Source organism: Chitinophaga sp. XS-30, from assembly GCF_008086345.1.
Lineage (GTDB): Bacteria > Bacteroidota > Bacteroidia > Chitinophagales > Chitinophagaceae > Chitinophaga.
Window position 1 is genome coordinate 2,141,426 of sequence record NZ_CP043006.1, and the last position, 22,280, is coordinate 2,163,705.

The following is a 22,280-nucleotide window of genomic DNA, read 5'->3' on the forward strand; positions in this document are numbered from 1 at the left end:
GCGGGTTTGTACCTGGACAGGCAAGCCTCCCGCCAAAATCATTGAACGATATTGATCGTATTCAGTTTCACCGGAGTGCCTACACGCAATGAGTGCGGTATCTCGGCCACCTGGTCGATAAAACGCACCATTTCCTCGATCTTTTCCCGCGGCGCGGAGGAATGCACTTTAACATCATACCGGATATTGCGCGCATGCGCCGGCTCGCCGCTCCAGTCCCCGTTGATGATGATCTCCACATCGGAGATCTCCAGTTCCAGATTGGCGGCTTCCCGGAACAGGTCGTTACAGATGCTGGCGCCGATGGACATCATGAACAGTTCTTCCCCGCTGAAACCTATACCCAGCCCGCCGGTACGCGGCGTACGGTCGATCACCAGGCTGCGGGGGCCAGCCCAGCCTGCTGCGGCACTGCTGTCGTGGATTGTTTTGATGTGTATTTGCATAATATGTTTAATGTACGCAAACTTGGGGGGATAAACAAAAACCTCCCACCGGGGGGCGGGAGGTTGCGGGATAAACGGACCTTGACCGTATCAGTCCAGGTTTATCACACGGCCTTTCGGATATTTCACCACATATTGCAGGTTCGTTTTCTTTTCTTCCCTGGCGGCAATGTTCAGGTCCCAGGTCACTTTCTGCGTAGCTTCGTCCAGCACGGCGCCGGGGTATTCCGTTTTGCTGATCTCCACTTCGCGCTGAACGGATATGGGCAGCTGATCTTCCAGGAATACGCGTACGGGTTCGCGTTTGTTGTTGCGCACGCTGATCTCCCAGTTGCGGGCCACGATGTGGTTGCTGCCCAGGTACTGGCTTTTCGAGAAACCTTTCTGCAGGCTGCGGTTGATCACGATGCCTTTATCTTTTCCGAGGGAAACGAACAGGGTGTCCGATGCCGTTTGCAGGTTGAGCAGGGATTTGCCCAGGTAGGTGCCTTCAAAGTAGATGCTTGTTTCGCCTTCCAGCAGGTTGAGCTGTTCCCAGTCCGTGATGCCCGCCAGGAGGTAGGCGGAAAGGTCTATTTTGGGCGCGGAATGATATTCGTAGTGGGCGGGCACTTCTTTTTCCATGATATTCACGGTGTAGGGTTTGCCATCTGAAGGGATCGTATAGGCGGTGGCGATATCGAAATGAACGCTGGTGCTGTGGAAGGTGGTATTCACTTCCAGCGGGACCTCCGATTGCTGTTTGAGCTTCGGCGGCGCCGGTGCTGACGCTGTACCTCTGATGCGTACTCCGGATACGTTGCCTTGGAGGCTGCCGGTCATGTCGGCCTTTTTCTGTACACCGTACCCCATTACCACTACTTCTTCCAGCGCTTGCGCGGCCGGCTGCAGGCGTATGTTGATGTCATTCCCGGTCAGCCGTACTTCCTGCGGCTCGTACCCGATATAGTTCACTTTCAGCGTTTGGGCATCCGGCGGCAGTTGCAGGCTGAATTCCCCGTTCTCGCGGGATATGGTGCCGATGGTGCGCCCGGGGATGGTGATGCTTACATTGGGGAGGGGATTGTTGTTTTCATCGTATATCCGTCCCCGTACTTCGTTCCTGCCCATGCTGCTCTGTCGCATCTGCGCAGCCATCATTTCCTGCCGGCTATAGAAGGTGCGCATCAGCCAGGGTTGCAATTCCGGTTTCAGCCCGCTTTCGGAGGGGTTGCCGCTGGAGAGGCTCAGCTTCACATTTTTCCATTCCTCTCCGCATTGCTGGAATACATTGGCTTTATAGGCCAGGTCCATCGGCTGGCTGATGCTCTCCACCCGCAGGTCATAACTGGGGTACCATCCGGCGTTCTTCACCATATAACTGAGGGTAAGCTTTCCGTTGATGTTTTCTTTGGACAGGACGGTGATGAGCAGGTCGCTGGTGGAACTGTCCTTCACGGCCATCAGCACCTTTTGCTGGGCCAGGAGGCGGCTGATGCCGTTGTTGAGCTGTGTGATATGCTTGTCGATGCTGATCTGCTGTTCCAGTATCTCTGAAAGCCGGGCACGCTGGAAGTCCAGCGCTTCCCGGAGGTCCTGCGTTTTGAGGCCGGTGTTGGTGCCCCGGAGGTCCTGGTTCTTCGTCAGCATCGCTTCTTCCTGGGCAAAGACTTTCTGGCGGGCCTTTTCCCGGGCTACTTTTTCCTCCAGTACGGTCTGTTGCTGTTTCAGTTTTTCGATCTCCTCATCCGGGGCCTGGCCGCGGAGATAATTCCTTTCCCGGGAAACCGACAGGATGGTGAAAGCCCCCTGGCCCTGCACCTGGATGCTCTTTTCCTCCAGTTCGGGAGATATCTGCGGGAATACAAGCGTGGTGGTACCGGCTGGGATAGCCGTATTGGCGGAGCGCATGACCTGCGCTCCCTGCATGAAAACGGTCACTTTATCGATCTTCGATAATACCGTTTGTTTTTTCGTTTGTGCATTTCCGTGAAAGGACAATACGGCAAGCAGCAGCGTAAGGTATGTTTTCATACGAGGATTTATGGCAGGATGCTGTTTTTCCCCCTATTCCATAAATCTGCAAAAAAATATTGCCGGATCAGGTAAACGCGGTCTGTTTCACGCTTTGCTCACTTTCCGCCTTCCGTTTTGCGATGCGTTCTTCGGTGTCCATGCCGAGCATGGCCTTGCGCTCTTTCCTGAACATGGTAAAGCTGTATTCGTGCTGTTCCAGCAAGTCGTCATACGGCCCGCGCGGCGAGATCAGTTTCACGAAAACGGGCGCTGTTTCAATGGCAATGAACAGCAGCATGATGAACCAGTTGGCCCAGCGGATGGGGGTGCTGTTGCGGGTGAGGGTGCCAAGAGCGTCCAGGCGGGAGGCAAACCCGTCCAGGCTGCCCCTTTCCAGCTGATTGATGCCGGATGTTACGGAAGAATCTACCTGTGCCAGTTCCCTGTTGAGCAGGGCATATCTTTGTTGCAGTGCTTCCAATGCCACGCCGGCACTGTCCGCATCGGCTTTTTTGGCCTTGTAGATCGGTCCCAGGTTCCGGATGCGCGATCCTCCGGTGCCGTCAGCCTCCTGTTGCGCCAGCAGCATCAGCGTGTCCCGCCGGGCGGCCTGCAACCTTATCTCCTCCTGTAATATCTGTAAACGGCTTTTGATCTCCTGGCTGCGCGCTGCGTAGCGTTCCCCTACTTTTTCTTCCTGCGCGCGGAATTTCTGCTGTTCCATGATCACCAGCTCGGCGCGGATCTCCTTGTCGAATACCCTCAGCTCCAGCGGTTTGGAGATGACGATGGCGATCAGCACGGCCAGGACCACACGCGGCAAAGCTATCCACAGCTCCTGCCCGAACCTGTCCCGCTTTCGCATGCTGGAAACAATATACCGGTCGAGGTTAAAGATCATCAGTCCCCATACGATGGCGAACAGCACAGCAGCCCAAGGCTCCTGGAAAACGGTCCAGAGCGCATAACCGCCGGATAGTGCGGCGAGCAGGCCGGTAAAGAAAATAGTGGCGCCGATCCCCGCGTATTTGTTCATTTCGGCAGGTGCACGGCGAAGCATCGGCAGGTGAGCGCCGGAGCAGATCAGGAAGAATTGGCGAATACGCAACATACTATTGGATTAAGTTACTCCCCAAGCATGTTTCAGTAATAAGGATGGAAGTATAAAGATAGGGATTTAAGCGGGAAAGGGGATCAGAACCCGATGGCGTTGCCGCCATCCACCGGAAGCACTACCCCCGTGATGTACTTTGCGGCATCCGAGGCGAGAAAAGCGGCGGCGTCCCCGATGTCCGAGGGTTGCCCGAGTGCGCCCATCGGTGTTCTGCCGAGCGCTTTCGCTTTGCGTTCCGGGTCGCTGTCCAGCGCCTTCGCGCTCATATCCGTAGCAATAAAACCGGGAGCAATGCAGTTGATGCGTATCCCTTCGGGTGAAAGCTCCGTAGCCATGGCCCTCGTCATCCCTTCAATGGCCGATTTGGCGGCGGTGTAGGCAATGACTTTAGGGATGCCATACCGGGAAGCCATGGAACTGATATTGATGATACTGCCTTTTACGCCGTTCTGCAGCATACTTTTGACCACTTCCCTGGAGAGCACGAACACGGCCGTGACATTCGTTTGCAGGATGGATTGAAAATCCCCGTCCGTCACTTCGGTGAATGCTTTTTTCATATTGATGCCCGCATTGTTGACCAGGATATCGATCTTCCCGTGCTGATCGATGATGCGGCTGACAAGCGCCGGGATTTCCGCAAAGTTATTCAGGTCGAATGTTATCGCCTGGCATAATGCGCCAAGCTTTTCCGCTGCGGCACCGAGCTTGCCGGCATCCCTTCCCACAATGATCGTATGAATATCCTCCCTGATGAATTTTTCGGCGATGGCCAGGCCAATGCCGGAGCCTCCGCCTGTTACTATCGCTATTTTTTGTTTATGCATGTTTTCTGCTTGTGTTTTGAGATGCTGCACATGTTTTGCGCAGGTGAAAAGATATGGCGATGCAGTGTTCCGGGCATATGAAAAACCGTTTGATCAGCTGCCTGGTTTATGTTTGACGGAAGATGCCCGTACGATAAGTTCCGACCGGAGGATGATCGTGTTTGTAGGATCAATGGGAAAGGTGCCTTTCAAATGATTGATCATATGCCTGGCGGCCACCTGGCCCATTTCATATCCTGAATACCCGATCGTTGTAAGGTTGGGTTCTATCACGGTGGATACCGGATCATTATTGAAACCGGCAAAAGCAATGTCTTCCGGAATGCGGATGCCCTTTTCCTTGAGGGCAAGCATGCAGCCGATCGCACAGCTGTCATTGGCAACAAATACGGCATCCGGCCGCTGTTCCCATCCGGCTATTTTTTGCGCTGTCTGGTAACCGGCATCCTGGGTGAGATCGGTGATGATCACATTGCCCTCTTCAAAGGCGATGCCCGCATCGGCCAGCGCTCCTTTGTACCCCGCAAGCCTGTCCCGGTACACATTTTGCCTGGGCGGAGCGGTGATGTGAACGATCTTTTTGCATCCCTGTTCGATGAGGTGTCTGGTTACATTGTAACCTGCGCGGTAGTTATCGATCAGGATATTGGTGGAGCTGTCATGCGGCATGGTCCGGTCGAAGAAAAAGACAGGCGTGTTCCGTTTGAAAAAGCTGTCGAAATGCTCCAGCGATTCCGTGTCAAAGGCGAGGGAAACGAGGAGCCCGTCTACCCGGCTGTTGAACATGGTTTTGGCGCTGGCGGCTTCTTTTATGGCGGATTCGGACGACTGGCTGATCAGCAGGGAATAGCCATGTTCGTTGGCGATCATTTCCATGCCGGCAATGGCGGAGGACATGAAATTACTGTTGAGCCGCGGGACGATCACGCCCAGCACGAGTGTTTTATCGCTTCTGAGATTGCGGGCAAAATGGTTCTGGCGGTAGCCGACTTCCGCAGCCAGTTCGAATATGCGTTTCTTCGTTTTTTTGCTGATGCTCGGATGGTCTTGCAGCGCGCGGCTGACGGTGGACGGCGATAGTTTCAGCTTGGTGGCGATATCATAGATCGTGATCTCTTTTCCTTCTTTTTTTAGCATAATCTGACAGAATAACTAGCTCAAATTTACGGATACTGCTTTTTCAGGGATGATTCCCTTACAATTAATTGTGACCGGACGACGATCGTGCTGGTATGATGAATGGGGCTTACCCCTTTAAGATGATCGATCATATTGCGGGCAGCGATCTCTCCCATATCCATGCCCGGATAATCGATGGTGGTCAGGGCCGGTTCGATCAATGTACCGATGGCGTCGTTGTTGAACCCTACTATCGCTATATCTTCCGGTATGCGGATGCCCTGTTCTTTCAGGGTACGGATGCACACTGCCGCTACAAAATCGTTGGTCACAAAGATACCATCCGGCAGCGGTTTCATGCTTAATATTTGTGTTGTGGCATCAACCGCCGCCTGTTCGCTCAGGGCGGAAATGACAACGAGGCTTTCATCGAAAGGGATATTGTTGTCGGCCAGCGCATCCTGGTAGCCTTTGTGCCGCAGGGCATACACGTTCCGGCGGAGGCTGGAGGTGATGTGCGCAATCCGTTTGCAGCCTTGCTCAATCAGGTGGCTGGTGGCAATATAACCGCATTTGGCGTTGTCGATGACCACTACGGTGTTCTGGCCGGTTTGTTCCACACGGTCGAAGAATATTACCGGAACGCCTTTGTCGGCAAACGGCTGGAAATGGTCCAGGTCCGTTGTGTCAAAGGATAATGAGGCAATAAGGCCGTCCACTCTTTTGTTGAAAAGGTTTCGGGCGTTGGCCGCTTCTTTTTGGGCACTTTCGGAAGAGTGTGCGATCACGATGTCGTATCCGGCAGTGGCCGTGATCTTTTCAATGCCGGCGAGTACGGAGGTAATGAAGCTGCTTTTCAATTCATGTACAAGCACGCCGATGGTCTTGGTTTGCTGCTGGCGCAGATTCCTGGCGAACTGGTTGGTGCGGTACCCCATTTCATAGGCCATGTCGTTGATCTTTCGCTTCGTTTTTTTGGAAACTGCGGGATGATCCTGCAGTCCGCGGCTGACGGTGGCTGCCGAGATGCTGAGCCTTTTGGCGATGTCGTAAATAGTGACTTCTTTGCCGTTTTCCATACAATCGCTTGTGCTTATTACTGGCACTAAAGTAACGAGTTTTTGGTTAAAAATAATACAATCGGTTGCGTATATGAGAATTCTCCCTACATTAGCCGGTGAATTTGCTTTATATACCATACCTGAACGCAAAAGATGATATCAATTATGCAAATGCATCAGACAATGAGATGGTTTGGTCCCAATGATCCGGTAACGCTGGCGGATATCCGGCAGGCCGGTTGCAGCGGCGTTGTTACCGCACTGCACCAGGTGCCGGTGGGGGAAATCTGGACAGTGGAAGATATCAACCGGCGGCGGGCACTCATTGAAGCGGCCGGTATGCGCTGGACGGTGATAGAAAGCCTGCCGGTGAGCGATGACATCAAAAGACGGAGCGGCCGCTATCGGCAGCATATCGCGCATTACAGGCAAAGTCTGCGGAATGTGGCCGCCTGCGGCCTGAAAGTGGTGACTTATAATTTCATGCCGGTGCTGGACTGGTTGCGTACGGATGTGGATTACCGCATGCCGGATGGCAGTAAAGCCTTGTATTTCGAACGGCTGGCTTTTGTTGCGTTTGATCTTTTCCTGCTCGAACGGCCGGGAGCCTCAGCAGCATATAGCCACGAAGAGGCTGCCGCTGCGCGGTTGTATTTCGATGGACTGACAACGGAGGGAAGAGAGCGGCTGTTCAGGAATGTGCTGCTGGGCCTCCCCGGTAGTGATGAGGCTTTTACGCCTGCACAGGTGCTGGCGGCGCTGAAAAGTTATGAAGGTATCGATGCCGGCAGGTTAAGGGATAACCTGTTCCTTTTCCTGCAGGAAGTGGTCCCGGTTGCTGAAGCCTGCGGGCTGAGCATGGCCATACATCCGGATGATCCGCCGTATCCGGTGCTGGGGTTGCCGCGCATCGTCAGCACGGAAGAGGATATTGCGGCGATTATTCACGCTGTGCCTTCACCCGCGAACGGGTTGTGTTATTGCACCGGCTCGCTTGGTGCGCGGGCGGATAATGATGTGCTGCGCATACTGCGGCGTTTCGGGGATCAGATCCATTTTTTGCATCTGCGCAACACAAAGCGGGATGAAAACGGTAATTTCTTCGAAGCCCCCCACCTCGAAGGTGATACGGATATGTATGCGGTGGTGAAGGAAATCGTGCAGCTGCAACGGCGAAGGAACACCGCCATTCCCATGCGCCCGGACCATGGCCACCAGATGCTGGACGACCTTCGGAAGAGGACCTATCCCGGGTATTCCGCTATCGGCAGGCTGAAGGGGCTGGCGGAATTAAGGGGCCTGGAAACAGGGATCAGGCGATGGATGGATGAGGCGGGCTGATGCCCTGTTTTGCGAGCCAGAGACGGGAACGGTCATCATCGCAGCGGGCATAGTACATGGTGGCGGGGCATGAGCGTCCTGCCTGCTATTTATCCGTTCTGAACGGCGATGCCGGCAATCCTTCCCTGTTGAACAGGTTCGGGTTCACCGGGTTATCCGCCCAGGCATAACGGACATACCGTGGCCTGGGGATCTCATCGTTCCATACCACTACCTTGTTGTGCTCAATCTTTGTGCTGGCCCAGACAAATTTTTTGTCCTCCCCCGCAATGGCAAATTCCGCCGGCGCTTCACCATCAGCGGTGGTCAGTCCGCTGCCCGTATGATCGAAGCTGATGATGATCCTGTTGCCCTCGATCGTATATTCCCTGAAAAGGGGGCCGGACCCTGTAACGGGTTCGTTGTACGCTAATTTAAGCGCAGCTTTTGCCAGCCTTTCGCCTACATCTTTTTTATTATCGGGATGAATGTCATTCCATTCTCCAAGATCAATGGCAACTGCCATAGCGGTATTGGGAACGGACAATGCTTTCAGCTGCGCTTCTCTCAGCATAGCCCAACTGCTTTCCGATGGCAGGTAGTTATAGTCCATAAAACCCGGAAGTTGCACGTACAGGAAGGGGAGTTGGCCCTGGCCCCATTTGCTGCGCCAGTCATTGATCAGCGCGCGCTGAAGTTTTTCATATTCAACAGGATTACCGGTATCCGATTCACCCTGATACCAGCAGAAACCTTTGACGGTATAAGCGGTCACCGGTGCTATCATCGCATTGTACAAAGCGGCGGGCTGGCTTTGACGGGAGATGCCTCCGCCAAAATTTCCGGTGGATGGCGTGAATACTTTTCCCACCTTGTAATGCCAGTAGCCCAGCAGGCTGATGGTATCGTTGCCGCTGAAAAGGCAATAGGGCTTATCCGGCACAAAGCCGCCTTTGCCATAGTTATTGGTCACGCGCACAACGAAAATATTGCGACCGCTTTTCAGAACCCCTGCAGGCACCGTGTACCGGCGTTGCGGATACTGATAGCTGGTGTTGCCCACCCGTTTGCCGTTGATGTACAGTTCATCCGCATCTACGATCCTGCCCAGGAACACTTTCGCTGCTTTTCCCGCCATCTGCGCAGGTACCTCAATTTCTTTCCGGTACCAGACCACGCCATCGAGGTCCCTGATGCCCTGGTCTTCCCAGTATCCTGGGATATTGATGCGCCGCCAGCCTTTTGGGGAGTATGTCGGGTCGAACCATTTGATGGCGCCGGTGAGCCCCGCATCTGCCGTTTCCGCAGGCATGGCAGGCCGTCTTCGGTTGAGGGAATTGAGGTAGGCCGTGTCCTTGTTTTTCTCCATCGTGGCTTGCAGTGCCGGAAAATCCCGGAGGCCTTCTTCACTTATCCATGCCTTGATAGGCGTACCGCCTACACTGGCGTTGATGATGCCTACCGGCACCTTGTATTTTTCATGAAGCCTTTTGGCGAAGAAATAAGCGACAGCGGAAAAAGGTCTTATATCCTCCCCTTTGGCTGACATCCAGCGGCCGGCCGGAAGGTCGTTCTGCGGCGCTTCAAGGCTGGTCAGTGTGGGTATCCAGAATTGCCTGATCTGCGGATCATTGGCTTCCGCTATCTCCTGCGCATAGGCTACATCATGGATATTCATCTGATGCACCATATTGCTTTGTCCGCTGCATATCCATACATCACCAAAGAGCACGTCTTTCAATATGATCCTGTTGCTGCCGGTGATCTCGATGGTGTGGGGACCTCCGGCTATGGTAGGAGGCAGCTTTACGCGCCACTTACCCGCTGCGTCCGCTTGCGCACGATATCGCTTGTTCTTGAAATGCACGGTTACTTTTTCACCGGCAGCCGCCCATCCCCAGAGGTTCACCGTTTCATCGCGCTGCAGTATCATGCTGTCCCGCAAAATAGCCGGCAGCCTGATCTGGGAGAATGTTTTGCCGGACAGTAAAAGCCCTGTAAGAATGATCAATAATTGTTTCATGTTTCTCATGTTTCGCGTGTGCGGATCAACGTTTATAAGGATGGATCGTTCTGATGCGGCCATCTGCTTCATGTATCTCATGTTTCTCATGTTTCGCGTGTGCGGATCAATGTTTATAGGGATGGATCGTTCTGATGCGGTCATCTGCTTCATGGATCAGCTCCGTTACCTTGATGCACCGCAGATGGGTGACGCCGTGGCTCAGGCTGCTGTCGTGGTAGAACAGGTACCATCTCCCTTCAAAGGCACAGATGGAATGGTGGGAGGTCCAGCCCACTACCGGACTGAGTATCTGCCCTCCGTAGGTGAACGGGCCATACGGGTTATCACCTGTGGCATAACACAGTAAATGGGTATCCCCGGTTGAATATGAAAAATAATATTTTCCGTTGTGCTTATGCATCCAGCTGGCTTCGAAGAAGCGCCGTTCATTGTCCCCGGCGGCAAGCGGCCGGCCGTTTTCATCTGTGATGATGATCTCTTTCGGGGCTTCGGCAAACTGCAGCATGTCTTCCGTTAGCCTGGCGATCCGCGGACCCAGTGCCGGCTCTCCCGGCAGCGGCTCACGATTGCTTTCGGCAAAAGTGTTGTGGCGATAGGATTGCAGCTGGCCTCCCCAGAGACCACCAAAATACATATATGCGTCTCCGTTATCATCCACAAACACGGCGGGATCGATGCTGTAGCTGCCTTTGATCGCTTCCGGTTCCGCAGCGAACGGCCCCTCCGGCGCATCGCCCGTAGCTACCCCTATCTGGAATATGCCGTCCGGTCTTTTTGCGGGGAAGTACAGATAGTATTTGCCGTTGCGGCAAGCGGCATCCGGCGCCCACATCTGCCGGGCAGCCCATGGCACGTCTTTTACATGCAAGGCTATGCCGTGATCGGTGACTGCGCCTTCCGGTGCATCCATCGAAAAAACATGATAGTCTTCCATCGCAAAATGACTGCCCAGGTCATCAAACGGAATAGCTGTATCGATGTCGTGGGACGGGTAGATGTAGATCCTTCCGTTGAATACATGTGCGGAGGGATCTGCGGTGTACAGGTGACTGATCAGCGGTGGCGAGATAGCCTGTTTCTTCAGTTCATCGAAATTGATATGATCGATATTTTCTTCTGGCATAACAAAAACGGTTTAATGGTGCTGCCGGGCATTACGTTCAAATACCTGTAAGGTCAGCGGGTTCAGTTTCATGAGATAATCGAGATCGTACACCGGCCGTTCTATGTCAAAAGGTATCGGCCGCCGGCTGAATTGCTGGAAATATAAAAGGCAGGCATCTTTCCATATCTGCGCATCGAGGCATTGCCGGCGCAGTTTGCTTTGCACTTTTCGAAAGCGGGCCGCATCAGCATAGGGTTCCACCTTGTCCCAGGTCTGCTGGAACCCGCGTACCTGAAGCAATCCTTTCTGGTAACTGTAACACAGCTCATCCCACAGGCTGCGGCCGCTTTTTACGCGGTAGTCCCATGGCAGATGGTGGAACCACAGGAGCAACTCTTCCGGGCAGGTGGCGGGATTGGCCAGTTGTGTGTGTAGCGGTTCCTTGTATTGACTCAGGGTATTGCTGCCGGTGGCAGTGCGGTTGAAGCCGATACCATTGGTATCGGCCTGGTGATAGTACGGTGGCGTCCAGTCCGGCCTGACGCCTTTGGGGCCGTACCAGGGACCGGGGCCGTAATGCTCGAATACGGAGAAAATGTGATGAAGGCCCAGCGGCATCATATAGTTGACCACTGCTTCCCGGCTTTCCAGCATCATCTGTTTGACGGGGAGAAAGAATTGCTGCTGCCACTCTTCTTTGGCCGGCGCAGGCCCGGCGGCATCTTCCGGCCCGAAGGTCAGTTGCAGCCATTCCTCCGCGATCTTTTCACTACCGAGCTGGTTGTTCCAGGCTAAACGGCCGAATGCATACCAGTTGGCCTGTGCAAACGTATGCCCGCACCAGTTGGTATCCAGCCCGGTATTGGCAACACCGGCGATAGCCGTATATCGCTGCGGATAAATGCTTCCATCGGAGCAACGGGCAACGGTACTGCCGGCGCCCTGCTGATAGGTGTCGCTTTGCAGGCATTCTTCCCACATCGGGGCGAGGAAAGCCAGGTGATTGGAATGCCCGAGATATTCCTGCGTGATCTGCAGTTCAGGCATCACCGAGGTTTTTTTCATTGCACCGAAAAGCGCGCTGAAAGGCTCGCGCGGCTGAAAATCGATCGGGCCGTTTTTTACCTGGATGATCACATTATCGCGGAACTGCCCGTCCAGCGGAACAAACTCGGTGTAAGCCTGCCCGGCGCGGTCGTTGTCATTCGGGGCGTACACGAAAGCGCGCCACATCACGATGCCGCCATAGGGTTTAAGCACATCCGCCAGCATATTGGCGCCATCCGCATGTGTGCGCCCGAAATCCTGCGGCCCCGGCTGCCCTTCACTGTTCGCTTTCACGAGGAAACCGCCGAAATCCGGGATCAGTGCATAGATCTCTTTTGTTTTGTCTTTCCACCATTGCGCTACTTCCGGTACAAGCGGGTCCGAGTTCTTCAAACCGCCGAGTTGTGCCGGAGAAGAGAAGTTAACGGAGAGATAGGTACGGATGCCATACCTGCGCATGATATCGGCCACCGCTTTTACCTTTTCCAGATAGGGGCGGGTCAGTACCCGCGGCGATGCATTCACATTATTGATGACGGTGCCGTTGACCCCCAGGGAAGCATTTGCCCGCGCGTATTCCAGCCATAACGACCGGTCTTTTTCCGTGACGGCAGGGGCATCTTTTTCATCCCGCCAGAAGATGGACAGGCCGGCGTAGCCGCGTTCAACACTGCCGTTCAGGTTATCCCAGTGGTTGAGGATGCGGCGGTCGTACGAAGGATTGGAGACGGTGGGCATTACAGGCAGCCCTGTCTGCTGGCGGCGCAGCACTTCATATACACCGTACAGTATGCCAAGTTCGGTGTTGGCCTGTACGCCTGATCCGTCGAATCGGTAACCGTCGCCGCGGATAGACCGGTCTTTTTTGATGGTCAGCACAAAGGTGGCGCCGGCGCTGCCAAGCCATCCGTCCTGCAATTCCTTACGGGCGATCTCAAGGATGGGCGATTGCTTTGCGGAAACCACGTTTACTGGATTGGCTGGGCGCTTGCGCAGCCACAAGGCATGGCCGTCATCTGCTTTAACGGCGAAGCCGAGCAAGAGGAACAGGCAATATGTGCAGGCTATCTTGATTCCGGGCATCATGATGTTTTTAATTTATGAAAATGATTCCTTCCTTCTTTCTTTCAGCGCTTTCTCTATCTGCAATTCGCTCTCTTTCCCTATGCTGTAAGCCGACAGCAGCGCTGCTCCGGCAATGAACAATGTTCCCGGTATTACGCTCACGAGCAGTCTTATCCCTTTCACGGCCGCAGCTGTCTGTCTTGTTGCTTCCGCATCGTAGCCGAACAGTCCCAGCAGCCATGCTGAAAGCGCGCCGCCGAGACTCAGGCCCACCTTTAATCCGAATATCATAGCTGAGAAGATGATGGCAGTGGCTCTCCGGTTATTCCTCCATTCGCTGTAATCGGCCACGTCGGCGATCATGGCCCATAGGAGGGGAATGGTTACGCCATACACGAGGCCGTGCAACGTTTGGATGATAAATACCGCAGCCACGGCGGTGTCGGATAAAAAGTTGATGGCGATCAGGCAAAGGGCGGATAATGCCAGGAAGATGCCAAAGATGTTCCGTTTGCCGAATTTGTCCGCCAGTGATTTCGAGAAGAGTATCCCGATGATCATGGCGATGGTGCTGGCGGCGCTGGTGATGCTGGCCGCGGCATAAGGCGCGCTGTCCGGATTTCTGAATTCTTCAAACGCCTCGGGACCGAATGTGCTGCTGAGGTTGTCCAGCAGATGGCTGAAACCCAGGGATTGCAAAAAACTGCTCTGGCTGGCTTCATTCAGGTAATACCGGAAATAGTAAATGTTCATGCCGCCTTTGATGGCGAGTGTGATGAAAACCAGCACGGTCAGGGTCAGCATGATCAGCCAGGGCTTGTTTTTCAGCAGGTCGCCGATGTCCTCTTTCAGCGGTGTCCGTTGTTCCTTTGGTGGTGTTACCCTTTCCCTTGTGGTCAGGAAAGTGATGAGGAAACAGATCACGCCGGTGACGGCGAAAACCAGCATCACCTTTTCAAATCCGGCTGCCTTGTCGCCATCGCCAACCGATATGGCCAATGGCAGCAGGAATACCTGGATGATGAATTGCGCCAGCATTACGGCAACAAACCGGTAGGATGAAAGGCTGTTCCTTTCTTTCATATCGCCGGTCATCACACCGCTTAGCGCGGAGTAAGGGAGGTTGTTGGCGGAATAGATGATGACCAGCAAAAAATACGTAACAAAGGCATAGGCTACTTTACCGCCTTCATTGAAATCCGGGGTGGAAAAGGCCAATAGTGAAATGGCGCCGAACGGTATGGCTGTCCACAATATCCAGGGCCTGAACTTCCCCCATCTTGTCTGCGTACGGTCCGCCACTGCGCCCATCACGAGGTTGAACAATGCCCCGGCGAAGCCGCCGGTGAGCATAACGAGACTGGCCTTTGCGGGAGGTATCCTGTAAATATCGGTGTAAAAGAATGCCAGAAAGGCCATCAGCGTCTGAAAAATGAGATTGGCAGCCAGGTCTCCCAGGCTGTAGCCGACCTTTTCCAGAACGGACAGGTGATGGGTGGGAGTTTGTTTTTCAGGGGTTTGGGGACTCGCCATTCGGGGATTTTTTTGCGGTTACGGGATGCTTTTTGGTGGCAATTACTTTGTAAAATGCGGGCTTGGGCTGGAATGCACGGTCGAACAGCAGGGGATAATTGGTACGCCCTCTCACCGGCCAGCCATTAAGCCAGCTTTGGCCATCATTAACGCCCCAGAAGGTTACCCGCGTAACTTTGTCCCGGTGTTTCAGGAAGAGGCGGAACAGGGCTTCGTAGTCATCTGCGAGTTGCTGCTGCACACTGTCCGGCAGGCCGTTCGGATAAGGATTCAGCGCCGGGCTGGCCTGTATCCGCTGGCTGACGTCCGCCCCCTGGAAATTACGCGGCAGCACTTCGATATCCAGTTCCGTGATCATTACTTTCAGGCCGAGTGCTGCATATTGAATGATACTTTCCTCGATATCTTTCAGCGGAACTTTGCCCAGGTGCCAATGCCCTTGTATGCCCACACCATCGATCCGAACGCCGGCCGCCTGTACTTTTTTTACCAGTGTGATGCAGCCTGCGCGTTTGGCCGGCTGTTCGTTATTGTAATCGTTGTAGTACAATTCCGTACCGGGAGATGCGGCGGCGGTCAGCCTGAAGGCCTCGGTAATGTAATCTTCGCCCATCTTGTCAAGAAACACGGATTTGCGGAGGGAGCCGTCTTCATTCAGGGCTTCATTCACCACGTCCCAGGAAAATACTTTGCCGTGGTAGCGGCGGGCGATGGTGTTGATATGCTCCGAAAAGAACATCCGGAAGGAATCTGCGCGCTGGATATGACGGACAAATGGCGGCAGCTGGCTATGCCATATCAGCGTGTGGCCGTTGATGCCGATGTTGTGTTTTTTTCCGTATTCAACAAGCTTGTCTGCCGGGCCAAAATTATATTTGCCCCATTCCGGATGGATGATCACCGCTTTCATGATATTTTCCGGAGTGATCATATTGAACTGTTGGGGGACGAGGGCTGCAGCACCAGGATCTTTCTCTTCTATCTGCCGGGCGCTTAATGCAGTGCCAATAGTAAAATCGTCGCGGAAGACCTCCTTCAGGGAAGGATAGTCCTGCAAAGCGGGACTGTTGTCGCTGCCTGCGCCCGCAGTGAGCAGGAGGCCGAGTGCGCATATGGTTATTACCGTTGTGGATCTGTGCAGCATGATGCTATTTTTTATTGTGATGATGGATCGTTTCGGGTGGCCCGAGATAACTTTGTTTTACATGGCCGAAGTCCAGCACGAGTTGCTGGAGCACTACGCCCGGATCTACCATCCAGTACCTGATATGATGTTTGCCGGGCTTTGCAATATAGTGTTTACTGGTTTTGATGATGATGTTTTCTGCCACCCATTTGTTCCATATGCCGGAGCCGGTGGCTTTATCTTCTTTGTTGATGCTGATGATCTGCGGTGTTTCGTCATCTATCGAAACGGCGTACTGCAGGCCCTCTTCCGCGCCGGTAAAGTTCAGCGTGGGAGAGCAGTATGCGCTCAGGGTGCAGGGGCCTTCGCTGTAAGTATAAAATTCATACACAACATGCGGCGCTTTGCCGCCAGGATTTTGCGCGGCTGCCGTAACCGGGAAGGGAGTGATGGCGCTGCCTGTTCTGCCATGGTCAGGCAACACCTGCCAGCTGATGCCGTTCGTATTGACGGCGCTGGTGAAATGATCCGCGGCTATGGATACCCCGCGCCATTCATCTTCATAGAAAACATTACCGTTTACGTTTGCCGGCACCGGGGCTTTTTTGGCCGGATGTTTTTCCTCAGGTGGTGTGGCTATAACCGCGTCCGCCGACAGGTATTTGACAGCGGGCATTTTCTGCTGTGGCGGTTGCTGCCAGTAAGTGTACCCGATATGGGCCTGGCTCATCATATGGTTCCATTTGCCATTGTTGAGCTGATGATAGGCCAGCGTGATGAGCGAGTCGTTCCGGTACAGCTCCTGTACTTTGTCCGCATGCATATTGGCCGCTTGCTGTTTTTGCGCATAGGCACGGTGGTTGAGGGCTGCATGATAGTACATTTCGTTCAGGTTGGCGCATGCTTTTACGGGATGGAGGACGAGTTGAAAGAAAGCGTCCCGGTATTCCGGCGCCAGCGCTGTGTTGAGCTGTTCCGCTTTTTTGAGCAGCGTGTTGTAGTCTTCCACAACATTGTCCCATTCATTATAGTTGAAGCTGTAGGTGCCGGCATCCAGCAGTTCGGGTTTTCTCCTGCTGTTGTATTTGCCGTATCCGGCAACCAGTTCCGCAATGGCTGCGGCATGCGGCTGACCGAATTGTTCAGCTGCCCATTGTTCCGTATAGGATTGCAGGTCATCCGCATTTATCCTTTCAGGGTCCCAGGCGTAGTCCAGGAAAAAGGAGATGGGAAATTCCATCGGTTTGATGTCTCCCACATTCACGATCCATATCTGCCGGGCATTATAGCGGTAGGCGAGGTGCAGCTGTTCCCAGATCCTGGGGAGCGGGTTGGTGTTGAGCCACTTGTAGTTCCTGGGGCCGCCAACGTAGTCGAAATGATAGTATATGCCATACCCGCCTTTGCGCGGCGCTGCATGAGGATCGGGCAATCGCCGGATATTGCCCCAGTTGTCGTCGCACAGGAGCAAGGTAACATCATCAGGAACGCTCATGCCTTTATCATAATAATCCTGCACTTCCTTGTACAAGGCCCATAGCTGCGGCGTTTCGGCGGCAGGTTTGCCTGTTGTGGCGGAGATGATGTTCCGTTGATCTTTTACAATGCGTTCCAGCAAGGCGGTTGCCGTTTCTCTTGACATCGGCTTATCGCCATCGCCTCTCATGCCGATGGTAACGATCTTCTCATTCCAGGCCCTTTGCAGGCCGGCGCGCCAGAATTCCTGCAGCCTGACGGCATTGCTGTCGTAATTCCAAAGGCCGCTGCCGTATCGCCGCCATTCGTCATGCGCTCTCATCAAAGGTTCATGGTGCGAGGTGCCGATGACTATGCCAAAGCGGTCCGCCGTGTTGATGTTCAGGGAGTCATCATCATAGAAAGCATTGCCCCACATGGCTGGCCAGATGTAATTTCCTTTCAGGCGAAGGATCAGCTCAAAGACCTTTTCATAGAATGTATGGTTGAAGCCGCCGAATTTTTCCCTGCTCCAGCCGGAAAGTGCCGGTGCTTCATCATTGATAAATATGCCGCGGTATTTTACACGGGGCGTATCTGATACGGAAGCGTTCTTCCGGATATGTACAACATCCTTTTTCTTTACGGGTACATCAGCCCACCAGTACCAGGGAGATACGCCCAGTTGCCTGGACAGTTCAAATATCCCGTAGGCTGTTCCCCTCCGGTCGCTTCCCGCGATCACGATGGCCTGGGCAATGCTGCTGAAAGGGTTGCTGATGGTCCGGATCGTATAGGCTTCCCATTTACCTTTTATTGTGCTGGCATCCAGTTTATTCTCTTTGATGAGGGATCGGATCAGGGGGGATCTTTCCAGCGAGCCTATGATGATAACGGTATTTGCTTTTGCGGGAATGGCATCGCTGAGCCCCGGCGTGCGGCCGGTCACGGCGGCAAGGTCTTTTTGCAGGAAGCCTGCGGCAAGTCTAACCAGTTCGTCATCACCGGCAGCTACGCATATGTGGGCATTCCCGAGTGTGAAGGAATGGGCCGTTGCTTTCGTTTCAATGATTGTCTGGCCATGCAGGCGGAGGAATAACGACAGACAAACCAGGGCAGTCAGTAGTTTTTTCATACGGGAATTTTTTCAAAAGGCCGATCTCGTTCCCGGCTTTAATAACGTACAGCGTATGCGATGACATCGGTTGATGTCTGCTGTTTTCACAGGTGGCGTGCCTATGTCTTCAAGCGGTCTCCAAAGCCGGAAAACCAATCCTGTAAAGTCAATCGGTTGCATAAAAATCGCAAAAAATATTTTAAATACAAAGCTTTTGTTTTCCTGGTGGTTTTATTGCTATATGAAGGGGCTTTCTTCAGGGCTGCCGGGGTATCCGGAGACTGGTCTCAGATCATTCGGAGTATGTTGACTGCTGCCGGCCAGCTCATTATCACCGCAGGCTGGTGTTGCACAGCTTTTGAGAGGCCATTGCCGGGGATAAAAAAAATGCACCGAAGCAGCAGCTATTTTTGATATTCATAAGATATTGGAATATAAAATATTATACACCCTGGCCGGTTTTTCATCCCTGCCTTTACGCAGCCATCGCCAGAATCTTTTCAAGTTAAAATTAACGCAATCGGTTGCGTTTTTGTGAAAAACCCCTATATTCGTTTTCACATGATGTTCGGTAAGCACGAATATCATTCCCCTGTTAACATCGGCTGCGTTATGAAAACTGTTCAATACTTACTATATGCTTCGGCTTTTTCGCATGGGAGTATCCCGTCTCCTTCATTAGTGCATGTCGTTATTAACCTGCATATCTATCTCGACCAATATCTCACCCGGGTTAATCATCCGGACAATTCCCAAAAACTGATATATGAAACAAATTGTAAACTTCTCAAAACAATTGCTGCGGCTCGCTCTGCCTGCGCTATTTCTCCTGGTGGCGGAGCGTGGATCAGCCCAGAACATCACCGTTAAAGGACGGGTGCTCAAGATCGATGGCCTGCCTGCACAAGGCGTAACGGTGCAGATCAAAGGCACCACCCGCGGTACCGTCACTAATGCCGAAGGCGAATATTCCCTCTCTGCCCCACCGGGCGGAACGCTTGTTTTTTCTGCCGTGGATTTTGAAAGGCAGGAGGTGCGTATTGACAGCCGGGCGCTTGTAGATGTACGCCTGGTACCTGTTGAGCGAATGCTGGAAGGTGTAGTTGTTGTCGGATACGGCACACAGAAAAAAAGAGATGTTACCGGCGCCACGGTTTCCGTAAAAGGGGAAACCCTTCGCGAAGTCGGCGCCCCGAACGTCTTCAACCAGCTGCAGGGAAGGGCCGCGGGCGTGGATATTGTGAGCAACGGTTCTTCTATTGGCACGGGAGGCGAAATACGTATCCGCGGTAACCGCTCCCTCGCCACTTCCGCATCTAACAATAATGCGCAGAACGGGCCGCTGGTGGTAGTGGACGGCATCGCACTCTCAGGCGGCAGTATCAATGATATCAATCCTGCCGACATCGAAAGCATGGACATCCTGAAAGATGCATCCGCTACGGCTATCTACGGATCGCGCGGCTCCGGAGGCGTGATCATCATCACTACCAAACGCGGCCGCACAGGCAAACCCGTGACCAGCTACGACGGTTATGTGGGCATCTCCGAAGCCATTGGCACCTACCGCCTGTTCAACGGGCAGGAATATGCTGCCTTTAAACAGGCGGCAAGAGAAGGCCAGCCTGATCCCAACAGCCCGCATCCCAACGCACTTACACAGGTCGAAACAGATAACCTTGCCAACGGCGTCAGTACAGATTGGCAGGACCTGTTGCTGACCCGGGGCATCAGAACGGATCACAACCTGAATATCTCCGGCGGTTCGGAAAACACACAGTACAGCTTCGGATTCGGATATTTCCGGGAAACAGGGATCATTCACGACCAAAGCTTCGATCGCGGTTCCCTGCGGTTCGCGATCGATCACAAAATGAGCAAGCGGCTGAAAGTGGGCATCACCAGCAGCAATATCATGAGCTACGGCAATCGTATCGGCACCAATGCCTACGGCGCGGCTACCAGGCTCAGTCCATTGTACCTGCCGTATAATGCTGACGGGTCCATCAATTTCCAGCCGGCCATTCAGCAATCCAACGATGCCACCCAGATCAGCCCGCTGACATCCATCGGCAATAACGACAAGATCAAAGCGCTCACGCGGAGGTTCCGCACGCTCAGCAGCGTCTACGGCGAACTGGGGATCATCGACAACCTCAAATTCAGAACGAGTTTTTCATTCGACTGGATACAGACCAGGGGCAGCAACTATACCGGCGCCGGCACGGTGTTCAATGCCAATACCACAACTGCCGGTGCAAACCTGAGCCAGAATAATGAAGAGACCTGGCAATACACGATTAACAATACATTGACCTATGACAAGACATTTGGGGACAAGCACCGCATACAGGCTACCGCGCTGCATGAAGTGATAGAGAATTATTTCCATGGCCAGGCCTTCGACGGCCAGGGCGTTCCCGCGGATTATATCCAGGACTATAATTTCCAGCTGGTGAATACCGTTAATGCCCAGGCCAGCGGATACAGCAAAAGAGGATTATTGTCCTATATGGGCAGGGTATTTTATTCTTACGATAACCGGTATATGATAACGGCTACCGTTAGAAGGGATGGAGCATCCGTACTGGCGCCGGGCAACCAGTGGTTCACCTATCCCGCGGTTTCCGTGGGATGGAGCCTGAGCGATGAGCGCTTCATGGAAAATGTCAAATTTGTGGATAACCTGAAACTGCGTGCCGGCTGGGGCATCAGCTCCAACCAAACCATTGCGCCGTACACAACGATAGGAAGCCTGTCTTCCAACTTCTATAACTACGGGCAGGGCACAACGCCGAATGTCAATTATGTAGCGGGCTACATCATCAACTCCCTGCCCAATCCCGCGCTCACCTGGGAATCTACGAGAGGATATAACCTGGGGCTGGACTTTGCCTTGTTTTCCAATCGCCTGAGCGGTGCTGTGGAATACTATAATGTAAAGACAGGAGACATTCTGCTGAACAAGGAACTGCCCCGCAGCAACGGCGCCAATTTCGTTCTCGTCAACCAGGGGCAGACCGGCGGGCATGGCTTCGAGATCAGCCTGAGCAGCATCAATGTAAAGAGCAACAGCGGGTTCTCCTGGAGCACAGATGCAAACCTGTTCCTCTCCAGGGAAAAGATACTTGCGCTGCAACCCGGACTGATGCAGGATGTTGGCAATGGATGGTATGTCGGGCAGCCTTTGACCGTGATCTATGACGTGAAAAAAACCGGGATATGGCAGACTGGCGAAGCGACCGAAGCCGCTGTTTACGGTGCAGCTCCCGGAGATATCAAAATTGAGGACGTCAACAAAAGCGGATCGATAGATGCGGCGGACCGGCAGGTGATCGGGGATTTTCAACCGGATTTCGTAGCGGGGCTGACCAATAGTTTCCAGTACAAGAATTTTGATCTGAGCTTCACGATGTTCGGCCGTTTCGGACAAACGGTCGTGGTCACTTACCTGACCGCGGACGGCGGCGCCAATGGTTATCCCTTCTTCATGAACAGCCGGGTAAACCAGTTCAAGGTCAACTACTGGACGCCCGATAACCCTACGAACGAGTTCCCCCAGCCCGATGCCAGTCGGGATGCCCTGCAATACACGTCCACCCTCTCTTATCGCGACGGGTCATTTATAAAACTCAGGACGATCAATCTTGGCTATAATCTGCCTTCAACGCTGCTGAACAGGTTTGGGGTCAACTCCCTGCGGATCTATCTCTCCGCGCAGAACCCCTTCATCGTCTGGGCCCCTCTCGTGAGAGACGGACTGGGCATAGATCCGGAAGGGAACGGGAATGGCAATGCAGTAGGTTCCACTGCCGGCGGTACGCCGGTGGTAGGCCGTGCAGTGACCGTTAACATGGGCGTGCCGCCCAGCCGGCAATTTATTTTCGGCGCAAACCTGAAATTCTGAACCTAAAAATCTGTTCA

14 protein-coding genes are annotated in these 22,280 nt (G+C 53.6%); 2 read left to right on the forward strand and 12 right to left on the reverse strand.

The features are described from left to right. Positions 1-38: 38 nt before the first annotated feature. The 6 genes from FW415_RS08860 to FW415_RS08885 all read right to left on the reverse strand — a co-directional run bounded on the left by FW415_RS08860 (position 39) and on the right by FW415_RS08885 (position 6,580). The gene (locus FW415_RS08860) at positions 39-446 is read right to left on the reverse strand and encodes an OsmC family protein (RefSeq protein WP_148383923.1); all 408 of its coding nucleotides are present in this window, start codon (positions 444-446) and stop codon (positions 39-41) included. 90 nt (positions 447-536) lie between these two features. Then, the gene (locus tag FW415_RS08865) at positions 537-2,459 is read right to left on the reverse strand and encodes a DUF4139 domain-containing protein (protein WP_148383924.1); all 1,923 of its coding nucleotides are present in this window, start codon (positions 2,457-2,459) and stop codon (positions 537-539) included. A 67-nt stretch (positions 2,460-2,526) separates the two neighbouring features. After that, a complete protein-coding gene (locus FW415_RS08870) occupies positions 2,527-3,552 on the reverse strand; it encodes a DUF4407 domain-containing protein (protein WP_148383926.1) in 1,026 nt (341 codons plus the stop codon). Positions 3,553-3,635: 83 nt separating this feature from the next. After that, positions 3,636-4,382, reverse strand: coding sequence for an SDR family NAD(P)-dependent oxidoreductase (locus tag FW415_RS08875; RefSeq protein ID WP_148383928.1), 747 nt, complete (start codon positions 4,380-4,382; stop codon positions 3,636-3,638). 93 nt (positions 4,383-4,475) lie between these two features. Next, positions 4,476-5,519 carry a LacI family DNA-binding transcriptional regulator gene (locus tag FW415_RS08880; protein WP_148383930.1) on the reverse strand — a complete coding sequence of 348 codons (1,044 nt, stop codon included), beginning with the start codon at positions 5,517-5,519 and terminating at the stop codon, positions 4,476-4,478. Positions 5,520-5,545: 26 nt separating this feature from the next. Continuing rightward, positions 5,546-6,580, reverse strand: a complete 1,035-nt coding sequence (locus FW415_RS08885; RefSeq protein ID WP_148383931.1) for a LacI family DNA-binding transcriptional regulator — start codon at positions 6,578-6,580, stop codon at positions 5,546-5,548. A 165-nt stretch (positions 6,581-6,745) separates the two neighbouring features. On the opposite strand from FW415_RS08885, the gene uxuA reads away from it, so the two are divergent. After that, entirely contained in the window at positions 6,746-7,903 is a 1,158-nt protein-coding gene (uxuA, locus tag FW415_RS08890; protein WP_246858983.1) for a mannonate dehydratase, read from the forward strand. 85 nt (positions 7,904-7,988) lie between these two features. On the opposite strand, the gene FW415_RS08895 is transcribed toward uxuA, so the two are convergent. The 6 genes from FW415_RS08895 to FW415_RS08920 all read right to left on the reverse strand — a co-directional run bounded on the left by FW415_RS08895 (position 7,989) and on the right by FW415_RS08920 (position 18,374). Continuing rightward, positions 7,989-9,905, reverse strand: a complete 1,917-nt coding sequence (locus FW415_RS08895; protein ID WP_148383935.1) for a sialate O-acetylesterase — start codon at positions 9,903-9,905, stop codon at positions 7,989-7,991. A 106-nt stretch (positions 9,906-10,011) separates the two neighbouring features. Beyond that, positions 10,012-11,031, reverse strand: coding sequence for a glycoside hydrolase family 43 protein (locus FW415_RS08900; protein WP_148383937.1), 1,020 nt, complete (start codon positions 11,029-11,031; stop codon positions 10,012-10,014). A 12-nt stretch (positions 11,032-11,043) separates the two neighbouring features. After that, positions 11,044-13,146, reverse strand: a complete 2,103-nt coding sequence (locus FW415_RS08905) for an alpha-glucuronidase (RefSeq protein WP_210420851.1) — start codon at positions 13,144-13,146, stop codon at positions 11,044-11,046. A gap of 12 nt (positions 13,147-13,158) precedes the next feature. After that, a complete protein-coding gene (locus FW415_RS08910; protein ID WP_148383939.1) occupies positions 13,159-14,658 on the reverse strand; it encodes an MFS transporter in 1,500 nt (499 codons plus the stop codon). Beyond that, positions 14,636-15,802 carry an endo-1,4-beta-xylanase gene (locus FW415_RS08915; protein WP_148383941.1) on the reverse strand — a complete coding sequence of 389 codons (1,167 nt, stop codon included), beginning with the start codon at positions 15,800-15,802 and terminating at the stop codon, positions 14,636-14,638. The genes FW415_RS08910 and FW415_RS08915 overlap by 23 nt, the downstream gene beginning before the upstream one ends. A 4-nt stretch (positions 15,803-15,806) precedes the next feature. Continuing rightward, the gene (locus tag FW415_RS08920; RefSeq protein WP_148383943.1) at positions 15,807-18,374 is read right to left on the reverse strand and encodes a glycosyl hydrolase 115 family protein; all 2,568 of its coding nucleotides are present in this window, start codon (positions 18,372-18,374) and stop codon (positions 15,807-15,809) included. A gap of 748 nt (positions 18,375-19,122) precedes the next feature. Here FW415_RS08920 and FW415_RS08925 point away from each other — a divergent pair. Then, entirely contained in the window at positions 19,123-22,263 is a 3,141-nt protein-coding gene (locus tag FW415_RS08925; protein WP_148383945.1) for a TonB-dependent receptor, read from the forward strand. Positions 22,264-22,280 lie beyond the last annotated feature (17 nt).

Coding starts and splice junctions, on each gene's coding strand:
- FW415_RS08860 (WP_148383923.1), bottom strand. CDS start 446: ATGCAAATACACATCAAAACAATCCACGACAGCAGTGCCGCAGCAGGC.
- FW415_RS08865 (WP_148383924.1), bottom strand. CDS start 2,459: ATGAAAACATACCTTACGCTGCTGCTTGCCGTATTGTCCTTTCACGGA.
- FW415_RS08870 (WP_148383926.1), bottom strand. CDS start 3,552: ATGTTGCGTATTCGCCAATTCTTCCTGATCTGCTCCGGCGCTCACCTG.
- FW415_RS08875 (WP_148383928.1), bottom strand. CDS start 4,382: ATGCATAAACAAAAAATAGCGATAGTAACAGGCGGAGGCTCCGGCATT.
- FW415_RS08880 (WP_148383930.1), bottom strand. CDS start 5,519: ATGCTAAAAAAAGAAGGAAAAGAGATCACGATCTATGATATCGCCACC.
- FW415_RS08885 (WP_148383931.1), bottom strand. CDS start 6,580: ATGGAAAACGGCAAAGAAGTCACTATTTACGACATCGCCAAAAGGCTC.
- uxuA (WP_246858983.1), top strand. CDS start 6,746: ATGAGATGGTTTGGTCCCAATGATCCGGTAACGCTGGCGGATATCCGG.
- FW415_RS08895 (WP_148383935.1), bottom strand. CDS start 9,905: ATGAAACAATTATTGATCATTCTTACAGGGCTTTTACTGTCCGGCAAA.
- FW415_RS08900 (WP_148383937.1), bottom strand. CDS start 11,031: ATGCCAGAAGAAAATATCGATCATATCAATTTCGATGAACTGAAGAAA.
- FW415_RS08905 (WP_210420851.1), bottom strand. CDS start 13,146: ATGATGCCCGGAATCAAGATAGCCTGCACATATTGCCTGTTCCTCTTG.
- FW415_RS08910 (WP_148383939.1), bottom strand. CDS start 14,658: ATGGCGAGTCCCCAAACCCCTGAAAAACAAACTCCCACCCATCACCTG.
- FW415_RS08915 (WP_148383941.1), bottom strand. CDS start 15,802: ATGCTGCACAGATCCACAACGGTAATAACCATATGCGCACTCGGCCTC.
- FW415_RS08920 (WP_148383943.1), bottom strand. CDS start 18,374: ATGAAAAAACTACTGACTGCCCTGGTTTGTCTGTCGTTATTCCTCCGC.
- FW415_RS08925 (WP_148383945.1), top strand. CDS start 19,123: ATGAAACAAATTGTAAACTTCTCAAAACAATTGCTGCGGCTCGCTCTG.